Annotated in this window: 20 protein-coding genes and 2 pseudogenes; 14 read left to right on the top strand and 8 right to left on the bottom strand. The window is 49.6% G+C overall.

Annotated elements, in window-relative coordinates; translation table 11 throughout:
• Positions 1-154 precede the first annotated feature (154 nt).
• The 4 genes and pseudogenes from H7C18_RS32155 to H7C18_RS36230 form a co-directional block, all read left to right on the top strand.
• The gene (locus H7C18_RS32155; RefSeq protein ID WP_238358110.1) at positions 155-1,105 is read left to right on the top strand and encodes an ABC transporter permease; all 951 of its coding nucleotides are present in this window, start codon (positions 155-157) and stop codon (positions 1,103-1,105) included.
• Between the two features lie 26 nt (positions 1,106-1,131).
• Positions 1,132-2,031, top strand: a complete 900-nt coding sequence (locus H7C18_RS32150; protein ID WP_185133224.1) for a carbohydrate ABC transporter permease — start codon at positions 1,132-1,134, stop codon at positions 2,029-2,031.
• Positions 2,032-2,100: 69 nt separating this feature from the next.
• Complete coding sequence (locus H7C18_RS32145; protein WP_185133223.1) at positions 2,101-4,035, top strand: type 2 periplasmic-binding domain-containing protein; 1,935 nt, start codon at positions 2,101-2,103, stop codon at positions 4,033-4,035.
• Positions 4,036-4,097: 62 nt separating this feature from the next.
• Positions 4,098-4,199: pseudogene (locus H7C18_RS36230) on the top strand (ABC transporter ATP-binding protein); the annotation flags it as partial.
• Positions 4,200-4,376: 177 nt separating this feature from the next.
• On the opposite strand, the gene H7C18_RS32140 reads toward H7C18_RS36230, so the two are convergent.
• The 6 genes and pseudogenes from H7C18_RS32140 to H7C18_RS35420 form a co-directional block, all read right to left on the bottom strand.
• Positions 4,377-5,969, bottom strand: coding sequence for a response regulator (locus tag H7C18_RS32140; RefSeq protein ID WP_185133222.1), 1,593 nt, complete (start codon positions 5,967-5,969; stop codon positions 4,377-4,379).
• Positions 5,969-7,756, bottom strand: a complete 1,788-nt coding sequence (locus H7C18_RS32135; protein ID WP_337914014.1) for a cache domain-containing sensor histidine kinase — start codon at positions 7,754-7,756, stop codon at positions 5,969-5,971. The genes H7C18_RS32140 and H7C18_RS32135 overlap by 1 nt, the downstream gene beginning before the upstream one ends.
• 112 nt (positions 7,757-7,868) lie before the next feature.
• Entirely contained in the window at positions 7,869-9,545 is a 1,677-nt protein-coding gene (locus H7C18_RS32130) for a type 2 periplasmic-binding domain-containing protein (protein WP_185133221.1), read from the bottom strand.
• Between the two features lie 62 nt (positions 9,546-9,607).
• On the bottom strand, positions 9,608-10,501 hold the full coding sequence (locus tag H7C18_RS32125) for a carbohydrate ABC transporter permease (RefSeq protein WP_185133220.1): 894 nt from the start codon (positions 10,499-10,501) through the stop codon (positions 9,608-9,610).
• A gap of 6 nt (positions 10,502-10,507) precedes the next feature.
• On the bottom strand, positions 10,508-11,401 hold the full coding sequence (locus H7C18_RS32120; protein WP_185133219.1) for an ABC transporter permease: 894 nt from the start codon (positions 11,399-11,401) through the stop codon (positions 10,508-10,510).
• A gap of 115 nt (positions 11,402-11,516) precedes the next feature.
• Positions 11,517-11,708: pseudogene (locus tag H7C18_RS35420) on the bottom strand (helix-turn-helix domain-containing protein); the annotation flags it as partial.
• A 470-nt stretch (positions 11,709-12,178) separates the two neighbouring features.
• Between H7C18_RS35420 and H7C18_RS32110 the strand changes: the two are divergent.
• The 3 genes from H7C18_RS32110 to H7C18_RS32100 all read left to right on the top strand — a co-directional run bounded on the left by H7C18_RS32110 (position 12,179) and on the right by H7C18_RS32100 (position 15,594).
• A complete protein-coding gene (locus H7C18_RS32110) occupies positions 12,179-12,766 on the top strand; it encodes a beta-galactosidase trimerization domain-containing protein (RefSeq protein ID WP_185133218.1) in 588 nt (195 codons plus the stop codon).
• 707 nt (positions 12,767-13,473) lie between these two features.
• Positions 13,474-14,058 carry a TetR/AcrR family transcriptional regulator gene (locus H7C18_RS32105; protein WP_185133217.1) on the top strand — a complete coding sequence of 195 codons (585 nt, stop codon included), beginning with the start codon at positions 13,474-13,476 and terminating at the stop codon, positions 14,056-14,058.
• Positions 14,059-14,163: 105 nt separating this feature from the next.
• Entirely contained in the window at positions 14,164-15,594 is a 1,431-nt protein-coding gene (locus tag H7C18_RS32100) for an MFS transporter (RefSeq protein ID WP_185133216.1), read from the top strand.
• Positions 15,595-15,934: 340 nt separating this feature from the next.
• Here H7C18_RS32100 and H7C18_RS32095 read toward each other — a convergent pair whose 3' ends face one another.
• The gene (locus H7C18_RS32095; RefSeq protein WP_185133215.1) at positions 15,935-16,309 is read right to left on the bottom strand and encodes a VOC family protein; all 375 of its coding nucleotides are present in this window, start codon (positions 16,307-16,309) and stop codon (positions 15,935-15,937) included.
• Between the two features lie 196 nt (positions 16,310-16,505).
• Between H7C18_RS32095 and H7C18_RS36155 the strand changes: the two genes are divergently transcribed.
• From H7C18_RS36155 to H7C18_RS32065, 7 genes are all read left to right on the top strand, one after another.
• Complete coding sequence (locus tag H7C18_RS36155; RefSeq protein WP_420481898.1) at positions 16,506-16,748, top strand: glycoside hydrolase family 95-like protein; 243 nt, start codon at positions 16,506-16,508, stop codon at positions 16,746-16,748.
• Positions 16,749-16,954: 206 nt separating this feature from the next.
• Positions 16,955-18,436: a class I adenylate-forming enzyme family protein gene (locus H7C18_RS32090; protein WP_185133214.1), complete on the top strand. Its 1,482-nt coding sequence runs from the start codon at positions 16,955-16,957 to the stop codon at positions 18,434-18,436.
• Complete coding sequence (locus tag H7C18_RS32085) at positions 18,433-19,584, top strand: thiolase family protein (RefSeq protein WP_185133213.1); 1,152 nt, start codon at positions 18,433-18,435, stop codon at positions 19,582-19,584. Before H7C18_RS32090 ends, H7C18_RS32085 begins: the two co-directional genes overlap by 4 nt.
• Positions 19,581-19,961 (top strand): FAS1-like dehydratase domain-containing protein, encoded by a 381-nt coding sequence (locus H7C18_RS32080; protein WP_185133212.1) that lies wholly within the window; start codon positions 19,581-19,583, stop codon positions 19,959-19,961. The genes H7C18_RS32085 and H7C18_RS32080 overlap by 4 nt, the downstream gene beginning before the upstream one ends.
• Positions 19,958-20,308, top strand: a complete 351-nt coding sequence (locus tag H7C18_RS32075) for a MaoC family dehydratase (RefSeq protein ID WP_185133211.1) — start codon at positions 19,958-19,960, stop codon at positions 20,306-20,308. Before H7C18_RS32080 ends, H7C18_RS32075 begins: the two co-directional genes overlap by 4 nt.
• A complete protein-coding gene (locus tag H7C18_RS32070; RefSeq protein WP_185133210.1) occupies positions 20,301-21,140 on the top strand; it encodes an SDR family NAD(P)-dependent oxidoreductase in 840 nt (279 codons plus the stop codon). The genes H7C18_RS32075 and H7C18_RS32070 overlap by 8 nt, the downstream gene beginning before the upstream one ends.
• A gap of 578 nt (positions 21,141-21,718) precedes the next feature.
• The gene (locus tag H7C18_RS32065; RefSeq protein WP_185133209.1) at positions 21,719-23,677 is read left to right on the top strand and encodes an ATP-dependent DNA helicase; all 1,959 of its coding nucleotides are present in this window, start codon (positions 21,719-21,721) and stop codon (positions 23,675-23,677) included.
• A 99-nt stretch (positions 23,678-23,776) separates the two neighbouring features.
• Here the strand turns inward: H7C18_RS32065 and H7C18_RS32060 are convergent, their stop codons facing one another.
• Positions 23,777-24,166: a ThuA domain-containing protein gene (locus H7C18_RS32060; protein WP_185133208.1), complete on the bottom strand. Its 390-nt coding sequence runs from the start codon at positions 24,164-24,166 to the stop codon at positions 23,777-23,779.
• Between the last annotated feature and the right edge of the window lie 44 nt (positions 24,167-24,210).

Below are 24,210 nucleotides of genomic sequence, written 5' to 3'. Positions count from 1 at the left end.
CAGACTCCTTCGGGGCCCGGACATCTCCGAACTGTACGAAATACCGTTCTACCATTGCCATTTTCGCGTCTTGTAACCGCATCCAAAGCAAGTAAACTAAAAAAGGAAGCGGCAAATGCCGTCCAACAACATGAAGGGGGTGCACAATGTGAGTATGGCATCCGACGGGAAGGGTTCTTCCCTGTCTTCGGTCAAATCTGGATCTTGGCGTTGGCAGCAGATGAAGAAAGACAAATACTTGTATATTTTGCTGGCGCCGGCCATTCTGTTCGTCTTCGTTTTCGTCTATATGCCGCTTCCCGGCATTATGGTGGCTTTCAAGGATTACGACGTCTTCAAAGGCTTCTGGGGCAGCGATTGGGTCGGACTGGAGCATATCCGCGAAGTGTTCGAGCTGCCCATGATCGGCGATGCGGTGGTACAGACGCTGCTGATTAGTACACTGACGCTGCTTGTTTGCTTCCCGGCGCCGATTCTGCTGGCGCTGCTGCTGAACGAGCTTCGTCTGAAGTTGTTCAAGCGGGTCGCGCAGACGCTGCTTTATTTGCCTCATTTCCTGTCCTGGATTTCCGTCATCGGCATTGCATATGCTTTCTATTCCATCTACGGTCCGCTCAACGATATCCGATTATGGTTGTTTGGCGCGGATACGGAGCGAGTTATGTTTCTCGCGAATCAAAACTTTTTTATTCCGAACGTGCTGCTGTTATCGCTATGGAAAGAAACGGGCTGGAGCACGGTCATCTTTCTCGCTTCGATCGCTGCGGTCGATCCGCAATTGTACGAGGCGGCCTATATAGACGGAGCCGGCAGGTTCAAGCAGACGATACATATTACATTGCCTTCGATTTTGCCGACCGTTATGATCATGCTGATTTTTCAATTGGGCAATTTGTTTCAGAGCAACTTCGAACTGATCTACGGGCTGCAAAATCCGTTCGTGAATACGGAGGTCATCTCCACCGTCATTTACAAGCAGGGCATCCAGCAGGGGGCATACGCCTTATCCACGGCGCTTGGCTTCATCCAGGGATTAATTGCCTTCATCCTGACGGTAGCTGCCAACTTCCTATCCAAAAAGCTGACCAGCAGCGGAATTTGGTGATTTTACAGAAAGGATCGGACGCGAATATGAAAATAACCGGCACCGGTTTCCGGATATTCACCATCTGCAATATCGTGTTTCTCGGATTGCTTTCGCTGCTTTCGCTTTATCCTTACTTGAACACGGTTGCAGTTGCGTTCAACGACGGCCAAGACAGCATGCTCGGCGGGATCACCTTCTTTCCCCGCAAGCCGACCTTCGGCAATTTCGCCACGCTGCTGAGCGACGACACGATCATTCGGGCGCTGTTGATCTCAATCGCCAAGGTGGTGGTCGGAACTTCGATCGCGATGACGGTTCAATTTGCCGCCGGCTTCGCGCTGACTAAGAAGCGGTTGATCGGACGAAACGTTCTGCTCCTTTACTTTATCGTGCCGATGTTTTTCAACGGGGGACTTATTCCGGTTTATCTGCTGTACTCGAAGCTGGGGCTGCTCAATAATTTTCTCGTTTACGTACTTCCGGGTGCCTTCGCCTTTTTTAACGTAATCATTATCCGCACCTATTTATATACGATTCCTGTTAGTTTGGAGGAGTCGGCGAAAATCGACGGAGCCAGCGAACTGACGGTGATGTGGCGGATCATATTGCCGCTGTCCCGCCCGATCATCGCTACGATCGCTTTATGGACGGCAGTGACCCATTGGAACGACTGGACGACGACGCTCAATTTCATTACCAAGCCCAGCTTGCATACGCTTCAGTTCAAGCTGATGCTAATGATCAAGGAGAACGATATGATCGCCAGTCTTGTCCAAGAGGCGGCTCAGCGTGGCGAGGCAAACAGGGCGGGCATGATTCGCGTTACGCCGGAAGCGATCCGGGCGGCGCAGGTAATCGTAACAACCGTGCCGATTATACTCGTGTACCCGTTTTTGCAGAAGCATTTTATTAACGGAGTGCTGATTGGCTCGGTCAAGGAATAAGGCCAACCGCTCCGGCCCTGCTGGAGCTTCGGCATAGATTGATTCGAAGAAAGGGAGGACAGAAGGGTTATGAGAACGTGGGGAAAAACATCCTTGGCGCTACTGACGGGTGCGCTGGCGCTGACCGCGCTTGCTGGCTGCACGGACAACAATAAGGGAGAATCCGGCAACAACGGCAATACGTCCGCCGATGCTTCACCGGGCGCAGCATCCACGGCGGAGCTTCAGCCGATTCCGACGGACATCAAGGACAGTTCGGACTTGCCCGCTTGGACAGGCAAGCAGCTAAATTTGAAAATCTGGCTCGACCACGGCACAGGAGGCACGTATGCCGGTGCACGCAAGTACAAGGATGATCCGGTGACGAACGAAATCGCCCGCGTCACCGGCGTAAAAATCGATCTGGACAATTCCTTCGACAATGGCGGCAACTCGACCGGCGCGGTCAAGATGGGCATGCTCGCCGCCACGAACAACTGGCCCGACCTGATTCTAGACGGCGACGAGATGAATTCGCTGGTGGATAACGGCAAACTGTACGACCTGACCGATCTGCTTCCCCAGTATGCGCCGAATCTGATGAAAAAAATTCCACAGACGCTCAGCACTGTATGGGACATGCCAAACGTCAAACAGGACGGCAAGGTATTCATGGCTCCGGTGTCGATCTACGAGAACGCGCTGCCGGAGCTGTACCCCGACCTTGATCCGGCCGATTATCCACTGCCGCATTCGATGGGATACATCTACGTTCGCGACGATATTTTGAAGAAGCTTTATCCGCAGGCGAAGACGGAACAGGAAATTCAGGATCTGTACATGCAAAAGGGCAAGTTCACCAAGGAAGACATTCTCGACGTGCCGATCCACTCGACAGAGGATTTTATAAGCTTCCTGTATAATATCCAGAAGCTGGGTATCAAAGAAGGCAACCAGGAGGTCTCCCCTTTCTTTGTCTATTCCGGGCAAGACAACTGGAATCTGATGACGATGCTGTTCAGCTCGCTTTACGGCGGAAGCAGCCCGGGCGGCGACAATTCCTACTTCACCTATTGGGACAAAACGACGGATCATTTGGAGTGGGGCTTCAAGCAGCCGTACTTCAAGGATTTGGTGAAGCAAATGAATCAGCTGCTGCGCGACGGCGTTGCCTCCAAGGAAGCGATGGTCGATCCGTACAATGTTTTCCAGCAAAAGCTGAACAACGGCTTGTATGCGGTTTCCTACGGATTTCTTGCACCCGACAACCATGCTCTCGCTGCGGCGGGCAAGCCTTACCGGTACCGCAAGGTGTTCCTGGATATTCCCCGCAACGACGACAAATTCATCTTTGCTTCGGCGCTGCCGGGAGCCCGAACGCGGGTCGGCATTTTCAAGGATGCGGTGGCCGAGGAGGATTTGCCGCAGGTACTGCGCTGGCTGGACTTCCTGTCCTCCGACGCCGGCGAAAAGCTGTGGTTCTGGGGCCCGCGGAGCACCGGGCTGTTCGACGAGAAAGAGGATGGCACGCGCGTCTATAAGGATAAGGCTCTGGAGGCTCAGATGGTTTACAACAAGCAGGGGACCCTGGCCCAACAATACGGCCTGGAGCTGAGCAACGGCTCCAATGACGACCGAACGATGAGCGATTACATCAGCTTTACGGGCAGAGGCCGGTTCTATCCGGGCACCTGGTACGACAAACAAAGAAGTCCCGATGAAGCGGATACTTATTTCGATATGGGGCGGGTCGAGCGGGCGCCGTCCACCGATACGCTCAAACCGAATATTTACAGCTTCACTTCACAGGTGCCCGAAGCTGACAAGGCATGGAAGGCACGACAGGCGTTTGAGGACGCGCTGACGAAGGTGCTGGTGGCCAAGGACGACAACCAGTTCGAGAAGCTGTTCAACGATTTTCTGGCAACCGCCGAGAAAAACGGGTACACCGACGAGTTGAAGGACAAGATCGATGCCGCTTTCCGCGAAGCCAACAAAAATTATATGGACAATTTATTGAAATAGAAGATTTCCGAGGAAAGAAGGAGCCGCAGAATGCAGCTCCTTCTTCGCTTTGCCAGCGGAACAGGGATATTCGACAGCTCATTCTTGACTTGACGCGAGAACGGCATCTTACGATTCTAGTTTCCAGTCATATTTTAAGCGAACTCCAACAATTGGCAGACCGAAACTTGTGGTATGGTTCAGCTTAACGGGTCATTCGTCGAAAAAACCGAACCACAGCCCGGTTTCACGGCAGCGGCTCTGTTTGTGCCATGCCATTTGGAAGCTAGGCTGCAGACTCTGTTGCGAGCCTGCAACCGGTACTTCATGAATCCTGCTTACCTTAAATATAAGTAAGTATGTCAACGGTAATAACGGTCTCGGTACACCTGGGGCGTACAGCCTTCGTTCTTCTTGAATTGATAGGTGAAGTAATCGGGAGTCTGGAACCCTACTCGTTCGGCTACCTCATAAATTTTGATAGACGGATCTCGAAGCAGTTCCTTTGCTTTTTTCATTCGCAAGTCCTTGACGAAATCGGATATCGTCTGCCCTGTTTCCTTCTTGAAAAGTACGCTGAGATGCCCTGCGCTGAGATGAAACTTGTCAGCAAGCTGTTTAACCGTCACGTTGTTCGACAGTTGATCTTCCAAAAAAGCAACGATACGATTGATGAGGTGATGCTGCCGAAGCGTTCGCTCTTTCCGTGCGAGCAAAAAAGCCGAATCGATATATTCGAGAACGATATCCTTCAGACAACCGACCGTTTTGCACTCCAATAACCGATGCCAAGCACGTTTGCTCAGATAGGCTATCGCTTCGATATCCTGACATGATTTCCGTGACAGATCGCCTAGAAGCCCTATGCTGAAAGCTTGGATATAAGCGAACGGGGCTTTGGCGTTCAGCTCATCGAATGCCTGTCCGACTGCTTCCGCCAGCCGATCCGCCTCGTCGCTTTCGGCGAGTGCGAGCAGGCTGGGTAGCAAGGTCTCTTGCTGTTGAAAATCTTCGTATGCCTTCTGTTCATCACTCCCGACATACACGAGCTGGCCGCTCCCGCTCAGCCGGGCCTCGGCCATCGTATGTCTTGCTTCCCGGAAGAGCCGCTGAATCTCTTTCCATTCGCTTCCTTCGCGGCTGACCCCGATCGTAACCGACTCTCGGTGAGTATCCCGCATGTAGTCCTGGATGAACCGCATCCGCTTGTCCATCTGGCTCTTCCCATCGGCTGTCGGATTAACCAATATGACGGCTACCTCGTCTGGCTTAAGCTTCGAAACCAGGACATTTCCCATATCCTGAAAGGACACAGATACGGATTGCAGGAGAGCCGAACTCAGCATGAGCCTGCGGTTGGCGTCGTTTCCAGGAACGGCATAGTTATCAAGCGACACAACGAGGATGCGAATCCCCTCTGTCAAGTCGGGGAGATGGAGAAGACGGCACCATGAGTTTAGCATCCCCTCCTCCATCGGCTCATTTTCCAGTAATTCATAAATGTAAGAATCCTTAAGCACTTCCAGACTATCCGAAATCATCGTTTGAAAGTTGGACGTTTTTTCATTAATTTGTTTGATATTTTCTAATGTTTGTCGAAAAGAGGATAGCTTGCGTTTGATTTCCCCCAAGTTAAGAGGCTTCAACACGTACCCCTGTACCCCGATCTCGATAGCTTCTTGAGCAAACTCGAACTCATTATAACCACTGATAATCAGAATCTGAATATCCGGATGGATCGCTTTCGCCGCTGTAGAAAGCTCGATCCCGTTCATACCGGGCATGGATACATCGGTTATCAGGACGTCGATGTTACGGGAATGAAGCAGCGTCATTGCTTTTTCCCCCGATTGCGCTGTTAATGGCTCTGTGTAGCCGAATTTCACCCAGGGGATGTGCCGTATAAGCCCTTGAACATGAGTCGGCTCGTCATCGACAATGAGTGCTTGCAGCATTATAACCCCTCCTGTTGAATACGTGGTTTGTCCGTGCAGGCTGGCAACTCGATCGTGACCGCCGTTCCTACTCCTGGCGTACTTTCAACCGTCATTTGACCGGCTTTGCCGAAATACAAATCCAGACGTTCGCGTATGTTCGAAAGCCCAAAGCCGTTACCCTTTCCCGCTTTTTCACCGTTCTGAATAAGTGTCAGCGTGTCCGAGCTCATGCCTATTCCATTGTCCCTTACGTAAAAACGAACCCTGTCATCGCATCGTTTAATCCCAATGACAATAAAGGCATCGTCCCGCGTGAATATTTTACCGTGAATATAAGAATTCTCAACGATTGGTTGCAAGATTAACTTAATCGAATATAGCTCTAACGCGTTTTCATCCAACTCCCACACAATGCGAACACTTTCCGGATAGCGAAGCTGTTGAATGTCCAGATACGCTCTCACGTGTTCGAGTTCATCCTTGATTAAGGTTACATTCGTTTTGTTATTGAGTGCGAATCGGTAAAAAGTCGTCAAGGCTTCAATGGCCTCCACGAGAAACTGGTCGCCTTGATCTAAAGCCCGCCAATGGAGCAGACTTAACGAATTGTAGATAAAATGCGGATTAATCTGGGCTTGAAGGGCCTGAAACGACGACTCTTTCTCTTGCAATTTGGCGCTGCTAAGCAACTCCACTATAGTCCCTAGCCGACCAGCCATCTGATTAAACATCAACTCCAAATCCCCGAGCTCGTCCCGGTTCCGGCTCCGAACCGATACGTCGAAATCTCCTTGGGCGATGTCGTTCATCCTTCCGCCTAACTTGCGAATACGCAAAACGACGTTCTTCAGGACGATTAAGACGAGACACGTAGAGAGAAAGAGAAAGAAGACTGTGATGGCCACGATACTATACACAGTCATGGCAGATTGTTTCTCCATCTGCCGCATCTGAATTAGCGCGGCGACTTTCCATTCCCCGTCAATGCTCCTGACTGTAAAATATTCGCCATTGACCGTGGCGCTCTCGGAGTTATGCAAGCTTGCCATTAACTTGGACAGCTCAGTTGCCCCTGCCGGTTTGCCGATGATGGATCGATCTGAAGCGGCGACAATTCGATCTTGTTCGTCCAAGAGATACAAACTTCCCGAGCCCCGAAAGGGGCGATCCATTAATTCTCCGAATACGCTGTTATAATCCAGAAGCATATAGATAGCTCCCGGGACGCTCCCGCCCCCATTCGTTATTTTTCGCGAAACGATCAGTTGGGCGGTGTCTCCCGGGACGTAGGTCCAACGTAAAGCGGAGGGCGAGTCCATGAAACTTTGATACCAGGATGTTTCGTCCACACCAGCCAGCGGCCGATGATCCGGTTTCCATAGCAGTCCCCCGTCCTCCACGAGAGTAGGGTTGGTATGATAAATCCGAAAAGTGTCAATACCGGGCAAATATCGGCTCATGACTTGAAAGGAACGGTCTACATAATTAACGGTTTCAATCTGATCCGCTAATTCTGCATAGGTACGGGTAAGCCTGGAAATGAGTTCACCATCCGTACCCGCTCGTGTTGCAAGAAGGTCGTAGCTTTGTTTCCGGAATTGGATGCTCTGCGTCGTCTGTCTTACCGCTTCATCGATGGTGAGCATATAGTTGGTCCTGACGTTTTGCAGCGCAAGGTACCCTGCTCCCACTCCTAGAATAACGGTTGGTATGAATACAATCAGTCCGAAAAATACAACAATTTTGCTGCGCAGGTTCATGGTTCGGGTTAGACGGATGATCATACTCTCAATCCAACGTCGCACAATGCATTCTCCATTCTTCTGCCCGATTCGTCATACCACTGGAAAACTGCAAAGGGAGCATCCCCGTTTCGGGGCTGCTCCGCTATGATACAGCAGGTTGAGTGATTTCTTGTTATTGCATGGCTTGGTACAATTCGTTCCACTCTTGCTTGAGCTCGCTCCAATGCGCACGTGTCTCGAGCGCGGAAGTGAAGTCGTTCCAGGCCTTCTCGAATGCCGCATCGTCCTTGGCCATAACCAGCTTGGCCCGGTACTCTTTATACACGTTGGTGAGTTCCGGCGAATACTTCTCCCAGACTCCTCCGGCTTTAGCCTTTACCATATCGTAATCTTCTGCCACTCGGGTTGCGCCAAATTTAGCGATTTCCTGACTAAACTCGGCAGTCTTTTTGAATCCCGCATGCTGGCTATCGTCTACGTTGGTCCACCAGGCGTACCATTGGTTGCTGTAGGTTGACGTCTGCCAGATATCCGGTGCTACTTGCGCTTTCTTGGCCGGGTCGCCCGAGTTGCGCAGTTCTGCATATTTTGGATCGATGTATTTCCACTTGCCTAAAGGCTGGTCAACCCAATCCCAGTATTTCCCCGCAGGACCTTCGCCAAGAACCTGGCTTTGCTCCGGTTTCGGCTCTAACGTATAATCATAAAACTTCAAAATAGCATCAAGGTTCTTCGTATTTTTGCTGATATACGTGTCGTAGCCCGGATACGGGTTTATGACTTGAGTAGTCCCAGGCTGGCTAACTCCATTGACTTGAGGGAAAGGAATCGGTTCATAATACCAACCCGGTCCAGTCGGCCCGTCCAATTGCTCCCATAAGGATGCATCGAGATTCCAGAAGCTGCCGATATTCATGGCGTACCGGCCGCTTTTGTCTTTCTCCACGTACCTTTCTTTTTTATCGGTGAGGGCCTCGGGATCTAGCAACCCTTTGCGATACATGCTGTTCATCCATTTGTATGCCTCTTTGAATCCCGGGTCGTCATACTCAAAGATAAAGGTATCGCCGGCCTTCTTAATCGGAATAACGCCTCCCGCGCTTGCGACGGGCACTCCGAAAGCGGCCAGAACAGTAGTCTCGTCGTTCGCATCCATGAGAATACCCAACGGCAGCAGGGGTTTACCCGATTCATCTTTAACCTGAGCCGCCTTCTCCAGGTAGGTCTCTACACCCTGAAGCGTCGTAAGGTCTTTCTCAGTCATCCCAACCTTTTTCAGAATATCTGTCCGAATGTAAAATGCGCTGGTTGACCAGCTCGGCCAGGGATTGGAAGGATCAAGGTCGAAATAGGAAGGAATTGACCAAATATGTCCGTCGGCATCCTTCATCGGCTCGAGGTACTCCTTCGGGATAGCAGCCAGACTCGGATATTTATCCGGCATGTTAAAATACTGCTCAAGAGGCTGGATCAGCTTGGAACGCTTCATGGCATCATCGACAACCTGATTTCTCCCGAAGATAGCCGCGTCTTCAAAGCCGCCGGTATTCATCTTGAGGTTAAGCGCGGTTTGGGCGTCACCTTGCGTAGCTTCAAGCTGAACATCGACGCCTGGTTCCTCATCTCTCCAAAGTTGCTGGATCCAGCTATTGTTGTTGACGGTTTGCGACCAACCCAGCCATAGCTTGAAGTGGTTAGAGCCTGCCGAGTCCGCACTCCCGGTTGCGGAGCTGTCGGGGCTGGATGCTGTATTGCCGTTGCTGCTGCCCGAACAACCGGCCGTCAAGCCGAGCGCGGCTGCCAAAGTTAACGCCATGGCACTTTTGATGCCGCTCGATTTGAAATTCATGTTCTGCCTCCCTTTTCGTATAGAAATGTTCGGTATATGGTATCTTGCCTTATACCCGAGGATTAGCCTTTGACCGAACCGATCAAAACGCCTTTGACAAAATACTTCTGCAGGAAAGGATATACAGCAAGAATCGGAAGGGCGCTGGTCATCACGGTAGCCATCTTGACCGACATTAACGTGACATTTTCCATAGTGCTGCGAGCCAGCGCTTCCTGATTACTATTGGAGCTCGTAACGGCCGATAGATCCTGGGCTGAGAGCAATTGTTGCAGGAAAGTCTGAACCGGGATCAAATTCTGGTCGGTCACATAGAAAGCCCCGGAAAACCAATCGTTCCAGTGGCCTACTGCCGTAAAAAGGCCAAGCGCGGCAAGCATTGGTTTCGAAAGCGGTAAGATGATTTGAACCAAAATCCGAACCGGGCCTGCGCCGTCCAGTTCAGCAGATTCGAGCAGAGCTTCCGGAATACCTTGCAAAAATTTAAGCATAACGAACATATTCCATGACGAGAATAATCCGGGGATGATATAAACCCAAAAGGTATTGGTCAGCCCTAACTTAAACAATTGAATGTAAAAGGGGACCAATCCACCATTGAACAACATGGTAATGAGGATATAAGACAATATCCCCTTTCTAAAGGGAAGATGCTTGTGCGAAAGCCCATACGCGGCCGCAAGCGTGACGGCGAGTCCGCCGAATGTGCCGACAATCGTTCTTGCGATCGTGATCCAATAAGCGTTGCGAATGACCTGGTTGCCCAGCACAATCTCATAGTTCATCCAAGTAAAGGATCGCGGCCAAAGGTAGATGCCTCCCTTTGCCGCATCCACTCCGGAATTGAACGAGATCGCCAGCATATAGAGAAAAGGATAGAGAATCGAAACACACATCAGCAAAAGCAGGAAAACGATCAAACCTTGTCCCGCTCGTTCAAGCGCAGTCGATTTCATCCGTCGTCACCACAGCCCCTCTCCGTTGATTTTCTTGGAGATCGAATTCGTTGTCAGGACAAGAAAGAGACTGATGACCGAGGATACTAATCCGACCGCGGTTGCCATGCCGAAATAGCCTTGCTGGAGCCCGTTGCGGAGGACATAGGTATCAAGAACGTCCGCAACTTCCTGATTCGCCGAATTCATCATGGGATAGATTTGATCCATTCCCACGCTGATGAGGCTCGGAATGCTTAAGATCAGAACAATCGATATGGTGGGCAGGATACCGGGCAATGTAATATAGCGTATCCTTGCGATCTTGCCCGCGCCTTCCACTTTTGCGGCTTCATAAAGCTGCGGATCGATCGTCGTGATCGCCGCCAAGTAAAGGATCGTGTTCCAACCGACTTCCTTCCACAATCCGCTGGATACGATCATGGGACGAAACCATTCCGTCGAACCCAGAAAGAAGATGGGCTCTCCCCCTAACTTCCTTACGAAATCGTTTACAAGTCCACCGTCTAAAGAGAGAAAGGATTGGAGAATATAGGCCACCACGATCCAAGAGAAGAAGTGCGGCAAATAACTGACCGATTGTACGAACCTCTTAAATGCCGGGTTTGTAACTTCATTAATCATAATGGCGAGAAGAATCGGCAGCGGAAAACCAAAAATGAATTTCAAGACAGAAATATAAAGGGTGTTTTGCACAACCTTCCAGAATTGCAGATCATGGAAGAACGAAAAATTGCTCATCCCCACCCAGTTACTTCCCCATATCGACGACCCGATCGCAAAGTTCTTGAACGCGATCTGAATGCCCGCCATAGGGATGTAATTAAAAAGAAAAAGCAACACAAGCGCCGGTAAAATCATGACGTACTGCCAGCGATATTTATACATTTTTGCAACCATGCTTCCCCTCCCCTCCTTGTTTGTCTATCATTATACTTTCGGAGAAACGGAAGGGGCACCTAACAACGAGTAGATTTATATCAATTTGATACGATGTTTTGTCACTTGCACTTGGCTATTCCTGCTGCCGATTCGATGTCGTACCGGAGCCGTACAGCTTCCGATACGTATCCGGGGTTATCCCTTCCTTCTTCCGGAAGGTCGCGATAAAATGGCTGACGTCGCGAAATCCAACGGCCTCCCCGATGCAGCGAACGGTCCAATCCGTGCGAAAGGGAAGCCATTCCTTCGCTTTGCGAAGTCGAGCTGGATCAAATAGGCATACGCCGTTTGACCGAACAGCTCGCGAAACCTCTCGTTCAACTGTCGCTCTCCGATGCCAACCTGCGCCGTCATCTCCGAAAGCCCAATCCCCGGGTCGGAGAAATGGGTGTCAAGCCAATCGAGAAGACCTTGAATGCTTGACAGCCGCTTAGACATGGATGGTCGGTTGTCCATGCGGGCGTCGGTCCGAAGCAGAGTCAGGAACCGATACAACTCCGCTGAACTATGCCACCCCGACGAATCCCCCCAAGACCCAGCTAATTCGAGTATGCTTCGACTTGCCCAGAGCCGGATTCTATCCTGGAGTCAATCCGGAGGATCAACGGGCGTTGTTCGGCGCCTGCTTTACCTCGACACACCGAATCGCCGAGAAGGACGATCCGATATGGTGCCTTGAATTTCAGACCAGCTCCTTCGGAGCTTATGCGCCGCTGTATCGAGAAGGATTACAAGTTGCTTCTTGTTCCCGGTCATTGCGTGATGGATGAAGCTAGCGCCAATTCCGTCAGACAATTCGTGGAGCAAGGCGGAACCGCCATCATGACGGCTTATTCGGCCAAAGTGGACGAGCACAATCAAGTATTTCGCACTACGATGCCCGGGCGGCTTAGCGACGTATTTGGAATCCGCGCGAATGCGTTTGAACGCCCGGTGTACCATCATACCGATTCGAACGAAGACGGGCTGCAAAAGCAAAAATTGAACCTGAGGCGCGAACATCCAGGCATTAAATTTGCAAACCATGTTGTAGATATTCCTATCGACTATTATGAAATGGTAGAGACTTCCACAGCGAAGGTTATAGCTCAATTTACCAACCTGCAGCAGGAGCTACCTGCCATTACCGTCAATTCATTCGGCAAGGGAAAAGCCGTTTATCTAGCTGTTCCGGCGCACGCAAGCCTTATGCAAGATTTGCTGCGCCAGATTTACGTGGAACTCGAAATCCGGAAAGGACCTGAAACGCCTTCAGGAGTGGCGGCGCGTCAGGTCGGTAAGTTTACGATCTATGTGAATACCACACTTCCAGGCAGCACTTAACCGTTCCCGCACCGGGGCGTGGCATGTTGACGGGCCGCAGTTACGAGCATTGTCTGCAGTTGGACCCGTATGAGGCGGAAGCTTACAGGGCGGATGTGAGCGGCTGATAGAGCATGGTTTCCATGAAGTCGTTAGTATGAAATTCCTTTTTATTTTGCTCAAAGACTTCCGCTTTTTCAGGGGTAACTAACTCAACTTTCACGGCATGTAAAGAGTTTATCCTTGTTGAGTCTGTACTTAGCGTTGGCAACCGAAATGCATGCGGGAACAGAAGGGGCGAGCGTTCGCTCCTTTTTTGTTGCTCTGCTGCACGCTGCTCCACATACCTCCGGAGGCTTTCATTCCCATTTCTCGATGGGTCGATACCCTTTAAGTCCAACTGCGAAAGGGAGTGTTTTCAGCAAAGACGAATTGCCCAGTGCTTAATCTGAATCATTTATTATTGACCGAACGATCTAGTAATGATAAGATGAACGTCAAGCGAATAGGGGGTGAAGGGGCATGACACTTTAGCGAGAGGGATGTACCATATCGAACAATGGAGTGCGCTTTTTTTTATTTCTAAAATAGATCGATCGGTCTATAATTTGCATTTGTCAGTTTGCAGGTGGAACCGAGCTTAATCTTCTCTTTGCGGATAACGTCATATTCATTCTTGACTGAACGATCCGGAAAGGGTAGGATGAGACAAAAAGGGGGCCGCTTACATGGCAAGAAACAAGGAATTCGACGAGAACGTCGTTCTGCATAAGGCCATGGAGATGTTTGGCCAATACGGCTATGAGGGAACCTCCCTGCAAATGCTGCTCGAAGGCCTGGGAATCGCCAGGCAAAGCCTATACGACACGTATGGCACGAAAAGAGAGCTCTTCATCAAAGCCGTCAAGCACTACCTGAACGAGAAATCGTCGGCAGCAGTCTCCTATCTCGAACGAACAGGGCCTGTAAAGCAAACGATTATGGCGATTTTCCATGAGATTATGGCGGCGCTTCAGGATGCAGATCGGCGCAAAGAATGTTTAATTCTGTATAGCGCCATCGACCAGGTACCGCACGATCCGGAGATCGCATCGTTATTCGAACAGGACCGAGTTCGGTTGGAGAAGGCGTTCCATGACGCTTTGGCTCGCGCAAGGAAGCAAGATGAGCTGAATGACCAACTGGATTTGTCCGCGCTTGCGAAATATTTGTATCATTCGCGATACGCATTGACCCAAGTCGCAAAGCTAACCGATGATCCGAAAGTATTGGAGGATATCACGACGGTTACTCTGTCCGCGCTTGAACGATAAGAAGGAATCCGAGACGCGGTACTTCCTTATATTCATTTTAGACTGATCGGTCAGTTATATGCTCATTTTAGACCAAATGGTCTATAAAAAAGGAGACGTTATTTGATGACATCAACCCGATTCAAAGGATTAGCATTGCTCATACTGGCCGTTTCACAGTTAGTGATGGCGCTCGATTACACGATTATTTTTGTCGCTATGCCGTCGCTTGGCGAAGAACTAGGATTTTCCGCCAATAACTTGCAATGGGTCGTGAGCGCTTATTCGCTCGTCTTCGGCGGATTTCTGTTAATCGGCGGCCGACTGTCCGATTTGCTCGGAAGACGACGGATGTTCATGATTGCCATGGCTTTGTTCGGACTAGGCTCATTGCTAGGAGGAGCCTCGGAATCCCAACTCATGCTGATTATTGCAAGAGGGCTGCAAGGCTTTGGCGGTGCGCTGTTGTCACCTGCGACTTTGTCGCTCATCATGTCCAACTTCGAAGAAGGTGCCGAGCGCAACAGAGCTATGGGCGTCTGGGCATCAATGGGCGGCGTCGGCATGTCCCTTGGTTTGCTGCTGGGAGGCGTATTGACCAGTTACGTCGGGTGGGAAGCCACCTTCTTCGTGAATGTTCCGATCGCCGTATTCACAATAGCATTGGCGCCTATCGTGCTCAAAGAAAGTATAAATATATCCCATTCCAAGCATTTCGACGTTGCGGGCACGGTATCGGTCACGGCAGGTATGCTGTCTATCGTTTATTATCTGATTCAGTCGCCGGTCGAAGGTTGGCTTAGCCTCAGTACGTTCCCGTTCGTTCTGGTAGGCGTTGCACTGCTCGTCGCCTTCGTCGTGATCGAGCTGCGTTCGGCAGAGCCGTTGATCTCCTTCCGGTTGTTCCGGAATCGCAATCTGACCGGCGCCGTGCTGACCGCTTTTCTTTTCTCCGCATCGTTCGGCACGCTTTATTACTTCCTGACGCTCTATACGCAAGACGTTCTGCATTATTCGGCGGTTCAATCCGGTTTCACGTTCTTACCGCTTACGATTAGCGCATTATTGGGAGTAAGGTTGATTAACGTTATGCTGGCAAAGGTGGGGGTAGCAGGTACGATTGCAACGGGAATGGCGATTGGAGCTGTCGGGTTTCTGATCTTGACACAACTATCCACGAATGGATCGGCGTGGGGAGTCATTCCGGGTATCGTGATCGTCGGCATCGGGCAAGCGTTTGTGTTCACGACGATGTTCATTGCCGGGGGCACGGGAATCGCCCCCAAAGAGCAGGGCGTGGCTTCCGCCGTGATCTCGACCGGGCAGCAAATCGGCGGCGCGATCGGCCTGGCGGTCATTATGGCGATTATCTCCGCAAGCTTGGGCTCGAATGCGACATTGGAGACGATGAATCCCGCGGATCTGAATCATGCCATTCATACCGCGTTCTTCGTCGCCGCGGCTACGGCGGTGATCGGCATTCTCGTAGCTTTCGCCACCCTCAGACAAGGCAAGGCGGCTACTACTGATCAATCGGCGATTAAGGCTTCTCACTAAAGTGAAGGATGAGGAGGGCAGATAGATCGTTTTTGGGAAAGCGATTGGTTTGCACGTGTAGAAAGCAAATTGCGACGCTCGCGTTCGTGACAGTCATTCTGATCTCGCCCAAGATGAGTGAAAAAGGAGGATTGTATTCAACCCGCTGTTATTAAAGCAAATAAAGTTTAAGCGGAAAGGGGCTGCCCCCAGAAGGTTATAAACCTAGGGCAGCTCCTTTGCATGTTTAAAGAAGGGAGAACCCGGCAATCAAGATGGAGAAGGAAATAATCTCAATGTAATAAAAATGCGAAAGGATTCATCGTTGCAATCCCTTTGTCTTAGCGATTTGACGGTTTTTTTAATTTGCAAAAAAATAAACGAGGTTCCAATTCACTCCGAACTTATCAGTCACCGCAGCCGCAAGTGCGCCAAAAAAGGTCCTTTGAAGTTCAGAGTCAACATTGCCATCCTCCTTAAAGGCTTCATATACCTTCCTGATTTCTTCCTCATTATCGATCTGAAGGTTAATTCGATGATTGCCGTCATAGGTAACCGAATGTTTCCCACCTTCGGTAATTATAATTAAAGAATTGTCTAACTGTAAATTGGCGAAGTTGGTTTTGCCTTCTTCATTCTTATTGAGATTTTTTACTTCTCCGCCCAACACTTCTTGATAGAACTTTAACGCTTCTTCACAATTGTCTACTATTACTACGGGGGAAACTGTTTTCATTTTTTACTCCTCCAATCAAGATTATGAGTTCGAGGAAAGCGAATAATGCCTGTCACTAACTATGTCGTAAGTGCGCGAGAAAACGTGACCGATCAAAAAAAATTTTCAATCTCTCTGTGTAAGGCCAGCATGGGCGTCATCTTTAATTTTATTTTTGTTTGTCGGCAACCTAGGAGCAGCGGCAGGCATTGCAGAAATGCTGCTTCAAAGCCATCTCAATGAGACTCTGCTTCTTCCTGCACTTCCTGAAGAGTGGGAAAATGGTTCAGCCACCGGTTTGAAAGCAAGAGGGGGCTTCGAAGTGAATAGGGTGTGGAAGTTTTTTGTCCAAAGCTCCGTGCAGACCATGCCGGAGCTTTCTTTGTATCCTTTTTCCCGGTACTACCGAAGAAGTGTTCACATTACATATCACCTAACATCAAAACGAACGATGTCATAAACGACAATTGTTAACCAAACTATAAACTTTTAGTTTACAATTAAAAGCCGCCGAATTATAATTCAAAACATTAGACGTCAACCTTCTTATGTTGGCACAATTCCGCATCTTGTTAGGGTTGATCCTTATGAATCGTTGGCCGATCACTACCTACTCCATCGGGCGGGCTTCTGAAACAAACAATCTAAATTAAGGTGTGACTGAAAATGAATCTGGTACTTCCTATACTAAACCGTGCATCGCTGGCACCGGACCGAATCGCTTTATCACACGGGCAGAAGCAACTTACATATTCCCAACTCATAGAGCGGGCCAAAAGAATCGCGAATGGAATCGGGAAATGCCGTTTTGATTGTGACAAGATTGCGATCCTATCTAGGAATCGAATAGAGATTGCCGAAGTCTTTATCGGTGCTGTTTATGCAGGGTTTGTGCCCGTTCTGTTAGACCCCAAATGGAGTCCGTTTGAAGTGAACAGGGTTATAGGGCAATGTCGGCCAAGTATTATTTTTAGCGAACATGACCTTGCCGAGATTCTATCTGAAGAACATAACCACATCCAGCGGTTGACCTTCACCGATGAACAGCCGGGAAGCTATGATCAATGGCTAACCTCTTTCACGCCTGAGGCTCTCGTTGGTCGAAGCAATGAAACATTATTTATAGGCTTTACATCAGGGACCACGGGGGTTCCGAAAGGATATGCGCGATCGCATCTCTCCTGGATTATGAGCTTTGAGGCAGCAAATAGGGCTTTCCATCTGGATAAAATGGAGCATGTGTTGGCTCCGGGACCTTTCGTACATTCCTTATCGTTATTTGCGCTGATACTGTCGTTGTACAATGGCGCAACTTTTCATATTTTGCATGAGTTTCACGCTGCCGAAGTGCTGAAGCTATGTTCCAAGGTACCGGATATGATATTATTTGTGGTTCCCACGATGATTGAATCGTTATTACAACGGACAGATCCCGGACAAGCATCCATTCAAGCTTTGATTAGTTCAGGCGGACAATGGTCCATTGCTTCGAAGCGAAGGTGCCGACAGGTTTTTGCCGGAGCAAAGTTGTATGAATATTACGGCTCTTCCGAGGCGAGCTATATTAGTTATATAGATGCGAATGAGGAAGAGAAATCCGGTTCACTTGGCAGACCCTTCGATGGGGTGGAAATTTCGATTCGTGATGAACAATTTCGGGAGGTGCCTACAGGGTCGATCGGTCACCTTTACGTTCGAAGCAAAATGGTTTTCGCAGGCTACTATCCGTTACCTGAGGAGACAGAGGGAGTTTTTCGGGAGGGCTGGCTTCGAACAGGCGATTACATGTATATCGATAGCGACAATTATCTTTATCTGGCAGGTCGTTCACAAAATATGATAAAGACGGGTGGAATGAAAGTATTTCCGGAAGAAGTGGAGGCTGTATTGCAGCGCATTCCAAATGTTCAGGAGGTCATGGTTTTTGGCAAGCCTCATGGTCATTGGGGCGAGCAAGTAACGGCCATTATTCAATGGCGCAGTGAACAGCAATTGACCCTAGAAGAAGTCAAACGATTTTGTATGGGGCGTTTGGCTAGTTATAAGATGCCAAAAGAGCTGATCACCGTGGACAAATTCTTTTATACAAACAGCGGAAAAGTCGCGCGTCAATTCATGAAGGCTTATGCGGAAAGAGCGATGTTATGACAGATGCGGTCATTGTCACGGCTAAGCGAACGCCGATTGGCAGAATCGGAGGAGCGTTAAGCAAGGTTGAACCTGAGGCTTTGCTTGCCCCGCTTATTCGGCATATTTTAATGGAAACGAACTTGTCGCCCGACATCATTGACGATGTGATTATCGGTAATGTTGTGGGACCCGGAGGGAACATTGCGCGCGTTGCGGCACTAGAAGCAGGGCTTCCTGTAACTGTACCGGGCGTAACCGTTGACCGCCAGTGCGGTTCGGGCTTGGAAGCCATTAATTTGGCCGCCCGACTCATACAAAGCGGGGCTGGTGAAGTATATCTGGCAGGAGGAGCCGAGAGTACAAGCCGTGCGCCATGGAAAATGCAGAGGCCGAGCACGCTGATCGAAACCCCGCAGATGTATTCGCGTGCCCGTTTTACACCAAGCTCATATGGGGATCCGGATATGGGAATGGCAGCGGAGAATGTGGCCCAGGCTTTTGCCATCTCAAGAGAGGCACAGGATCAGTATGCTTTAAGCAGTCATCAAAAGGCGGTTCGTTCCCGGACGACAGGACGATTCCAACACGAAATCGTACCTTTTCATGCGGATGGAAGCTGGGTCGGCGAGGATGAATGCCCTAGACCGGATACCAGCTTAGAAAAACTGCAAAAGTTAAAGCCCGTTTTTCTCGAGCAAGGCACCGTAACGGCTGGCAATGCATGTCCCATCAATGATGGAGCTGCGCTTGTCCTCATCATGTCGCGCGAGAAATGTAAGGAGCTGAATCTGCGAGCCGTGCTGCGGTTCGTGGATGCACGGGTAGCGGGAGTAGACCCGCATGTTTTAGGGATAGGCCCCGTCCCTGCTATCCGCGGCTTGTTAAGTCGTCACCGGCTGACGGCAGACGATCTGGATCTCGTGGAGTTTAATGAAGCTTTTGCTTCCCAGGTGCTGGCCTCCTTACAGGAGCTTCAGATTTCACCGGATAAGGTCAATATTGGCGGAGGTGCAATTGCTTTGGGACATCCATATGGTGCATCCGGCGCGATCCTGATTACGCGTTTATACGCGGAGATGCTGCGGAATCCCTTTAAACGCGGAGTGGCTGCACTCGGAATTGGAGGAGGGATGGGGATTGCCACCTTGGTGGAGGCAACCGGATGAACAAGCTTATATTTGAATATCATCTTACTGCAGTGTCCATCATCGTGTATTCGCAAAGCATCGAAGCCCCCTTGCAGAAAGTAGGCGGCGTATTGATTGCTCCGTCAACAATGCCGGTTCTATTTTGGAGAATCGCAGACGTTCCCTGGCTTGATAAAGAGAAAACATTCATTCATGGCCGGCAGTCCTTTACATACAGAGCCCCCCTAAAAGCAGACTCACATCTTGATTGCGAGTTGACATTAACCAAGAGGGAACAGAAGACAGGCCGAAGCGGGAATTTGATTTTGTATACACACACGCTTTCATGCAAATGCAAGGATGAACGGATCGTGACGGCAGAAACGGTATTAATATCCATAGGCGATCTATCATGAAGAAAAAAGTAACCGCAGAAGCGATCCGGCAATATGCCGATGCTTCCAGAGATTCGGCTGCTTTTCATTTCAATCCTGAAGCCGCCAAGAAAGCCGGGTTCAAGCGTCCAATTGCTCACGGCATGTATATCATGGGCCTAGCTCATTCCCTATACCTGAGCGAGAATCCCACTCACTGGATTCAATCCACTCAGATGACATTTGTAAGACCGCTTATGTCGGAATCGCTAGTGGACTTTGCATTTGAGTTGATGAACGAAGAGGTTCAGGTCACGGTTGCAGAGGAAAATGGGGAAGTCATTGCCAGGGGATGCTTTACCGTGGGAGGAGTTCTGGACAATGAATAAGACCGTTCTCATTACCGGTTCTAGCAGAGGCATCGGACGCAGATTAGCTCTGCAGCTTGCAAAAAACGGTTATCGGGTGGCTGTTAATGGAACGCAGCAAGCCAGCATTGACCGTGTTGTTGCGGAAATACGCCAGAATGGGGGCGAAGCCTCAGGTTATTGCGCAAACGTTGCGGACTCCGCACAGGTCACAGCCATGATTCAAGCAGTCGCTATGACATATGGTTCGATAGATGTTTTGATTCATAATGCGGGTAATTTGCAGGATCGCAAATGCGAACAGATGACGGACGAAGAATGGAAATCCGTGATTGACGTGCACTTGAATGGTGCTTTTTATTGCATTCGGCGGGTGCTGCCCTACATCCCTGATCGAGGCGGCGATATTCTTCTGGTAACTTCAACGGCCGGGTTGAATGGTTCTGTCGGACAAGTGAACTATAGTGCTGCCAAAGCCGGAATACTGGGCATCGTGTGGACGCTCGCGGAGGAGCAGCGGCACCGTCATATCCGAGTCAACGCCATTGCCCCCGCTGCATTAACGGACATGACCCGCCCTGTGATTGAGCATCTGAAAGAAAAATACGCACGTCGCAACGAACCCTTTCCAGCCTATTGGGACGTAGGTGATCCGGAAGATGTTGCACGATTTGTTAACAACCTTCTGGAGCAGCCCGATGAGGATTTGACAGGTGAAATATTCGGGATTAATGGCTCCATGGCGACACAGTGGCAAAGGCCCTCAAGAGCCTGGTCGATGAATGATCCTGCCTCTTTTTTTAAGACCTGGAAGAGCAGCCGGGGGGAAAATAAGGGAGGAAGAAGTATATAAAAATTGGAGCACACGCTTGACAGAGGTGTCCGATAAGCGGAACGTACTGGCTACGTATCTCTAAATTAATCTAGGAATCGAAACTCCCCTCTTCAAAAGCAGACGCTATACAAGACTATTGATGAATTTGTGCAGCATGGCCGAAAAATCCCGCTTGACATGTCTATGTTTGATCCTAATTCGTCCGAGGCCTCCTTTATTGGACTTTAAATTACAGGGCGGTGATATCACTCTCATAAATACGGCGATCATTGCCCTGGGTCGTCGACCCCAGCATGCCGAGCCCGATGATCGCTGCAGATGGGGACGGCTGTCAGATGACAAGATCATTGACCGATTACTGGCAAACGGTGTGACCGAAGAGATGAGCAACTGGCTCCGAATTAAGTGTTCTCCGGGTGGCGGCTTCCAAGTCAATCATGACATCAGATTTGTTAACAGAGCAACAATCAATTTCACGCGATTCAGCGCGCAAAATTGATCCTGCTACTGAGGGATCAGCTTTTTATTGGAATTTTGATTTCATGGGAAGAACATGTGATAATGTTTCGATATGATTCCTGGAGGCACAACCAACATTGAAACGCTACCCTTTTGAATATGACCATTCCCGTCCCTTTCTTCAACAGGTTGGTGAGTGGACTGCGGATGTGTTCTACGAGATACTGCCGGAAGCCGGTTTCGAAGTTCGCGATGAGCAAATTTATATGGCTTACCAACTGGAGAGAGCATTCGCCCAGAAGCAGACCATCTTCGCGGAAGCAGGTGTAGGAACGGGCAAAACGCTAGTGTATTTGTTGTACGCGATTTGTTACGCTCGCTATACCCGTAAGCCGGCGATCATTGCCTGTGCTGACGAATCTTTAATCGAGCAACTGGCAAAGCCGGAAGGCGATCTTGCCAAACTGGCTCGACATTTGAGCCTGTCGATCGACGCTAGATTGGCGAAATCCGCAGACCGGTATCTTTGCTTAACCAAGTTGGATCAGGTACAATCCGCTCACGAGCATTCGGATGTATTCAGAGCGGTGCACGAGGAATTGCCTAGGTTTGTCCATCAATACAAAGCGATGCAGTCATTCCATGCCTACGGAGATCGCAAACAATTTCCACACCTGAACGATCATCAGTGGAACAAGATCAGCTGGGACTCGTTTCAAGATTGCTTTTCTTGCGAACAAAGACACCGCTGCGGACAGACTTTATCACGCGAACATTATCGGAAGTCCAGCGATTTGATCATTTGCTCGCATGATTTCTATATGGAACATGTGTGGACGTATGAAGGACGCAAGCGGGAGGGGCAACTTCCGCTGTTGCCGGATCATTGTGCCGTCGTATTCGACGAGGGGCATCTGCTAGAATCTGCTGCACAGAAGGCGCTCACTTACCGATTAAAACATTCAGTGTTCGAACAATTGATCAGTCGATTGTTACAAAATGAAATACGGGAATCATTGGCTGTGCTCATAGACGAAGCGATTGACCGCAGTGAGTCCTTATTCAACATCCTTTTAGGACATTGCAAGGATATACCCGACTCTGACCGGAAACGAATTGTTATGAGTAAACAGTTGCTTGAAAAAGTGCGACTGTTCCGCCAAGTCATTGAAGGGATCGAAGAAGAACTGGTTTTTGAGAGCGAACTGTATACTTTGAACGAGTACCAGCTGCGCATCGTCGAGGAGCATCTGGAGATGATTCAGAAAGCTTTAAGCTTGTTCCAGAGCTCGGAAGCGTTGATTAGTTGGGTAACGGATGATGAGGACGGGCTAACCTTGGTCATCATGCCCAGAGCTGTTAAGGAAGTGTTGCGTGAAAGGGTATTTGCCCTGAATATACCGGTTGTGTTTTCATCTGCCACATTATCTGTGAATGGTTCATTCGATTATATAGCAAGCAGCTTGGGAATTGACCGTTATGAGTCCTTCAGCACGAAATCCCCATATGATTATAAGAATCAAATGGATGTCTTGGCTCCCAAGTTTCCTCATGGGGCATCGTCTGAGGAGAAATTGAAGGCTACCGTGAGCTTACTGAACCGAACCGAAGGCAGGGCGTTGGTTTTATTCAACGGCAAAGAAGAGTTACTCCGATTTAAGGAGTTGCTCCCATCCTATCCGGAGTGCGCGGATATGCGATTCTGGTTTGAAGGAGATGCTGAAATCAGCCACCTCATTGGCTCTTTTCAACGGGATGAGGCAAGTGTTTTGTGCGCTTTTAGTCTATGGGAGGGCCTCGACATACCCGGTCCTTCTCTTTCGAACGTCATCATTTGGTCGCTGCCTTTTCCTCCTCAAGATCCAGTGTTTATGGCGAAGCGGGAGGCGGCGACAACGCCGTACGACGAGGTGGATCTGCCCTATATGCTTCTTCGTCTTCAGCAAGGAATGGGACGGTTGATTCGCTCTCGCGAAGATCGCGGCATCGTCGCCATCTTAAGTGAGGAAATACATGATGACACGAAACTTCGACAGTCTATTGAGGAAATATTACCGCAAGGGGTTCCGCTGCAAAAACGGGAGCTTCGTGACTAGCATAGAGGCTGTCCCAAAATAAAAACAAACTAATCTCGAATCCCACCACAAAGTGAAGGCGAGGACCTCTTTCTACCAGAAATTCGGCTCTAAGTTGAGTTAAAAAAATCGCAAATTGACCCAAGGACCGGCATCATAATAAATACCAAGCATTCGCTGCCATGGTTTTGAAAAAATGGAGGAATGAAGGGCGACAAAACCCATTCCGCGGTTGACGACGTGATAGCAGATCCGGCTTGCAACAGTGTCATCAAAGGCTGCATTGTCGATGTGGCTCCACCAGATAAGAACGTCGGTAGCCGCCAGAACTTCTTCGGAAAGTCCATGGGAAGGCATATCCTGAGTGGCAATCGTCACATCAAAATCATCGTAACCATGAAAAGCCTGGGCTATAGCAGCATGAATACCATCGGGATAGACTGATTTCACGGGTTCGCTGCGGTCCTGATTGTGCTCGTTGAATATGGTGACATGGATTTTTCGTTCCATCAGGAATATCTCCTTTCTGTAATAGTAGTCCCTCAAATAGAGTA

Origin of the sequence: Cohnella zeiphila, from assembly GCF_014212055.1 — a bacterium.
GTDB lineage: Bacteria > Bacillota > Bacilli > Paenibacillales > Paenibacillaceae > Cohnella > Cohnella zeiphila.
The sequence above is the reverse complement of the archived record's forward strand: the minus strand, read 5'-3'. Positions and strand labels throughout refer to the sequence as shown.

Excerpts from the sequence above, each read along its gene's own strand:
- H7C18_RS32155 (WP_238358110.1), top strand. The coding sequence starts at position 155 with ATGGCATCCGACGGGAAGGGTTCTTCCCTGTCTTCGGTCAAATCTGGA.
- H7C18_RS32150 (WP_185133224.1), top strand. The coding sequence starts at position 1,132 with ATGAAAATAACCGGCACCGGTTTCCGGATATTCACCATCTGCAATATC.
- H7C18_RS32145 (WP_185133223.1), top strand. The coding sequence starts at position 2,101 with ATGAGAACGTGGGGAAAAACATCCTTGGCGCTACTGACGGGTGCGCTG.
- H7C18_RS32140 (WP_185133222.1), bottom strand. The coding sequence starts at position 5,969 with ATGCTGCAAGCACTCATTGTCGATGACGAGCCGACTCATGTTCAAGGG.
- H7C18_RS32130 (WP_185133221.1), bottom strand. The coding sequence starts at position 9,545 with ATGAATTTCAAATCGAGCGGCATCAAAAGTGCCATGGCGTTAACTTTG.
- H7C18_RS32125 (WP_185133220.1), bottom strand. The coding sequence starts at position 10,501 with ATGAAATCGACTGCGCTTGAACGAGCGGGACAAGGTTTGATCGTTTTC.
- H7C18_RS32120 (WP_185133219.1), bottom strand. The coding sequence starts at position 11,401 with ATGGTTGCAAAAATGTATAAATATCGCTGGCAGTACGTCATGATTTTA.
- H7C18_RS32105 (WP_185133217.1), top strand. The coding sequence starts at position 13,474 with ATGGCAAGAAACAAGGAATTCGACGAGAACGTCGTTCTGCATAAGGCC.
- H7C18_RS32100 (WP_185133216.1), top strand. The coding sequence starts at position 14,164 with ATGACATCAACCCGATTCAAAGGATTAGCATTGCTCATACTGGCCGTT.
- H7C18_RS32095 (WP_185133215.1), bottom strand. The coding sequence starts at position 16,309 with ATGAAAACAGTTTCCCCCGTAGTAATAGTAGACAATTGTGAAGAAGCG.
- H7C18_RS36155 (WP_420481898.1), top strand. The coding sequence starts at position 16,506 with ATGCTGCTTCAAAGCCATCTCAATGAGACTCTGCTTCTTCCTGCACTT.
- H7C18_RS32090 (WP_185133214.1), top strand. The coding sequence starts at position 16,955 with ATGAATCTGGTACTTCCTATACTAAACCGTGCATCGCTGGCACCGGAC.
- H7C18_RS32085 (WP_185133213.1), top strand. The coding sequence starts at position 18,433 with ATGACAGATGCGGTCATTGTCACGGCTAAGCGAACGCCGATTGGCAGA.
- H7C18_RS32080 (WP_185133212.1), top strand. The coding sequence starts at position 19,581 with ATGAACAAGCTTATATTTGAATATCATCTTACTGCAGTGTCCATCATC.
- H7C18_RS32075 (WP_185133211.1), top strand. The coding sequence starts at position 19,958 with ATGAAGAAAAAAGTAACCGCAGAAGCGATCCGGCAATATGCCGATGCT.
- H7C18_RS32070 (WP_185133210.1), top strand. The coding sequence starts at position 20,301 with ATGAATAAGACCGTTCTCATTACCGGTTCTAGCAGAGGCATCGGACGC.
- H7C18_RS32060 (WP_185133208.1), bottom strand. The coding sequence starts at position 24,166 with ATGGAACGAAAAATCCATGTCACCATATTCAACGAGCACAATCAGGAC.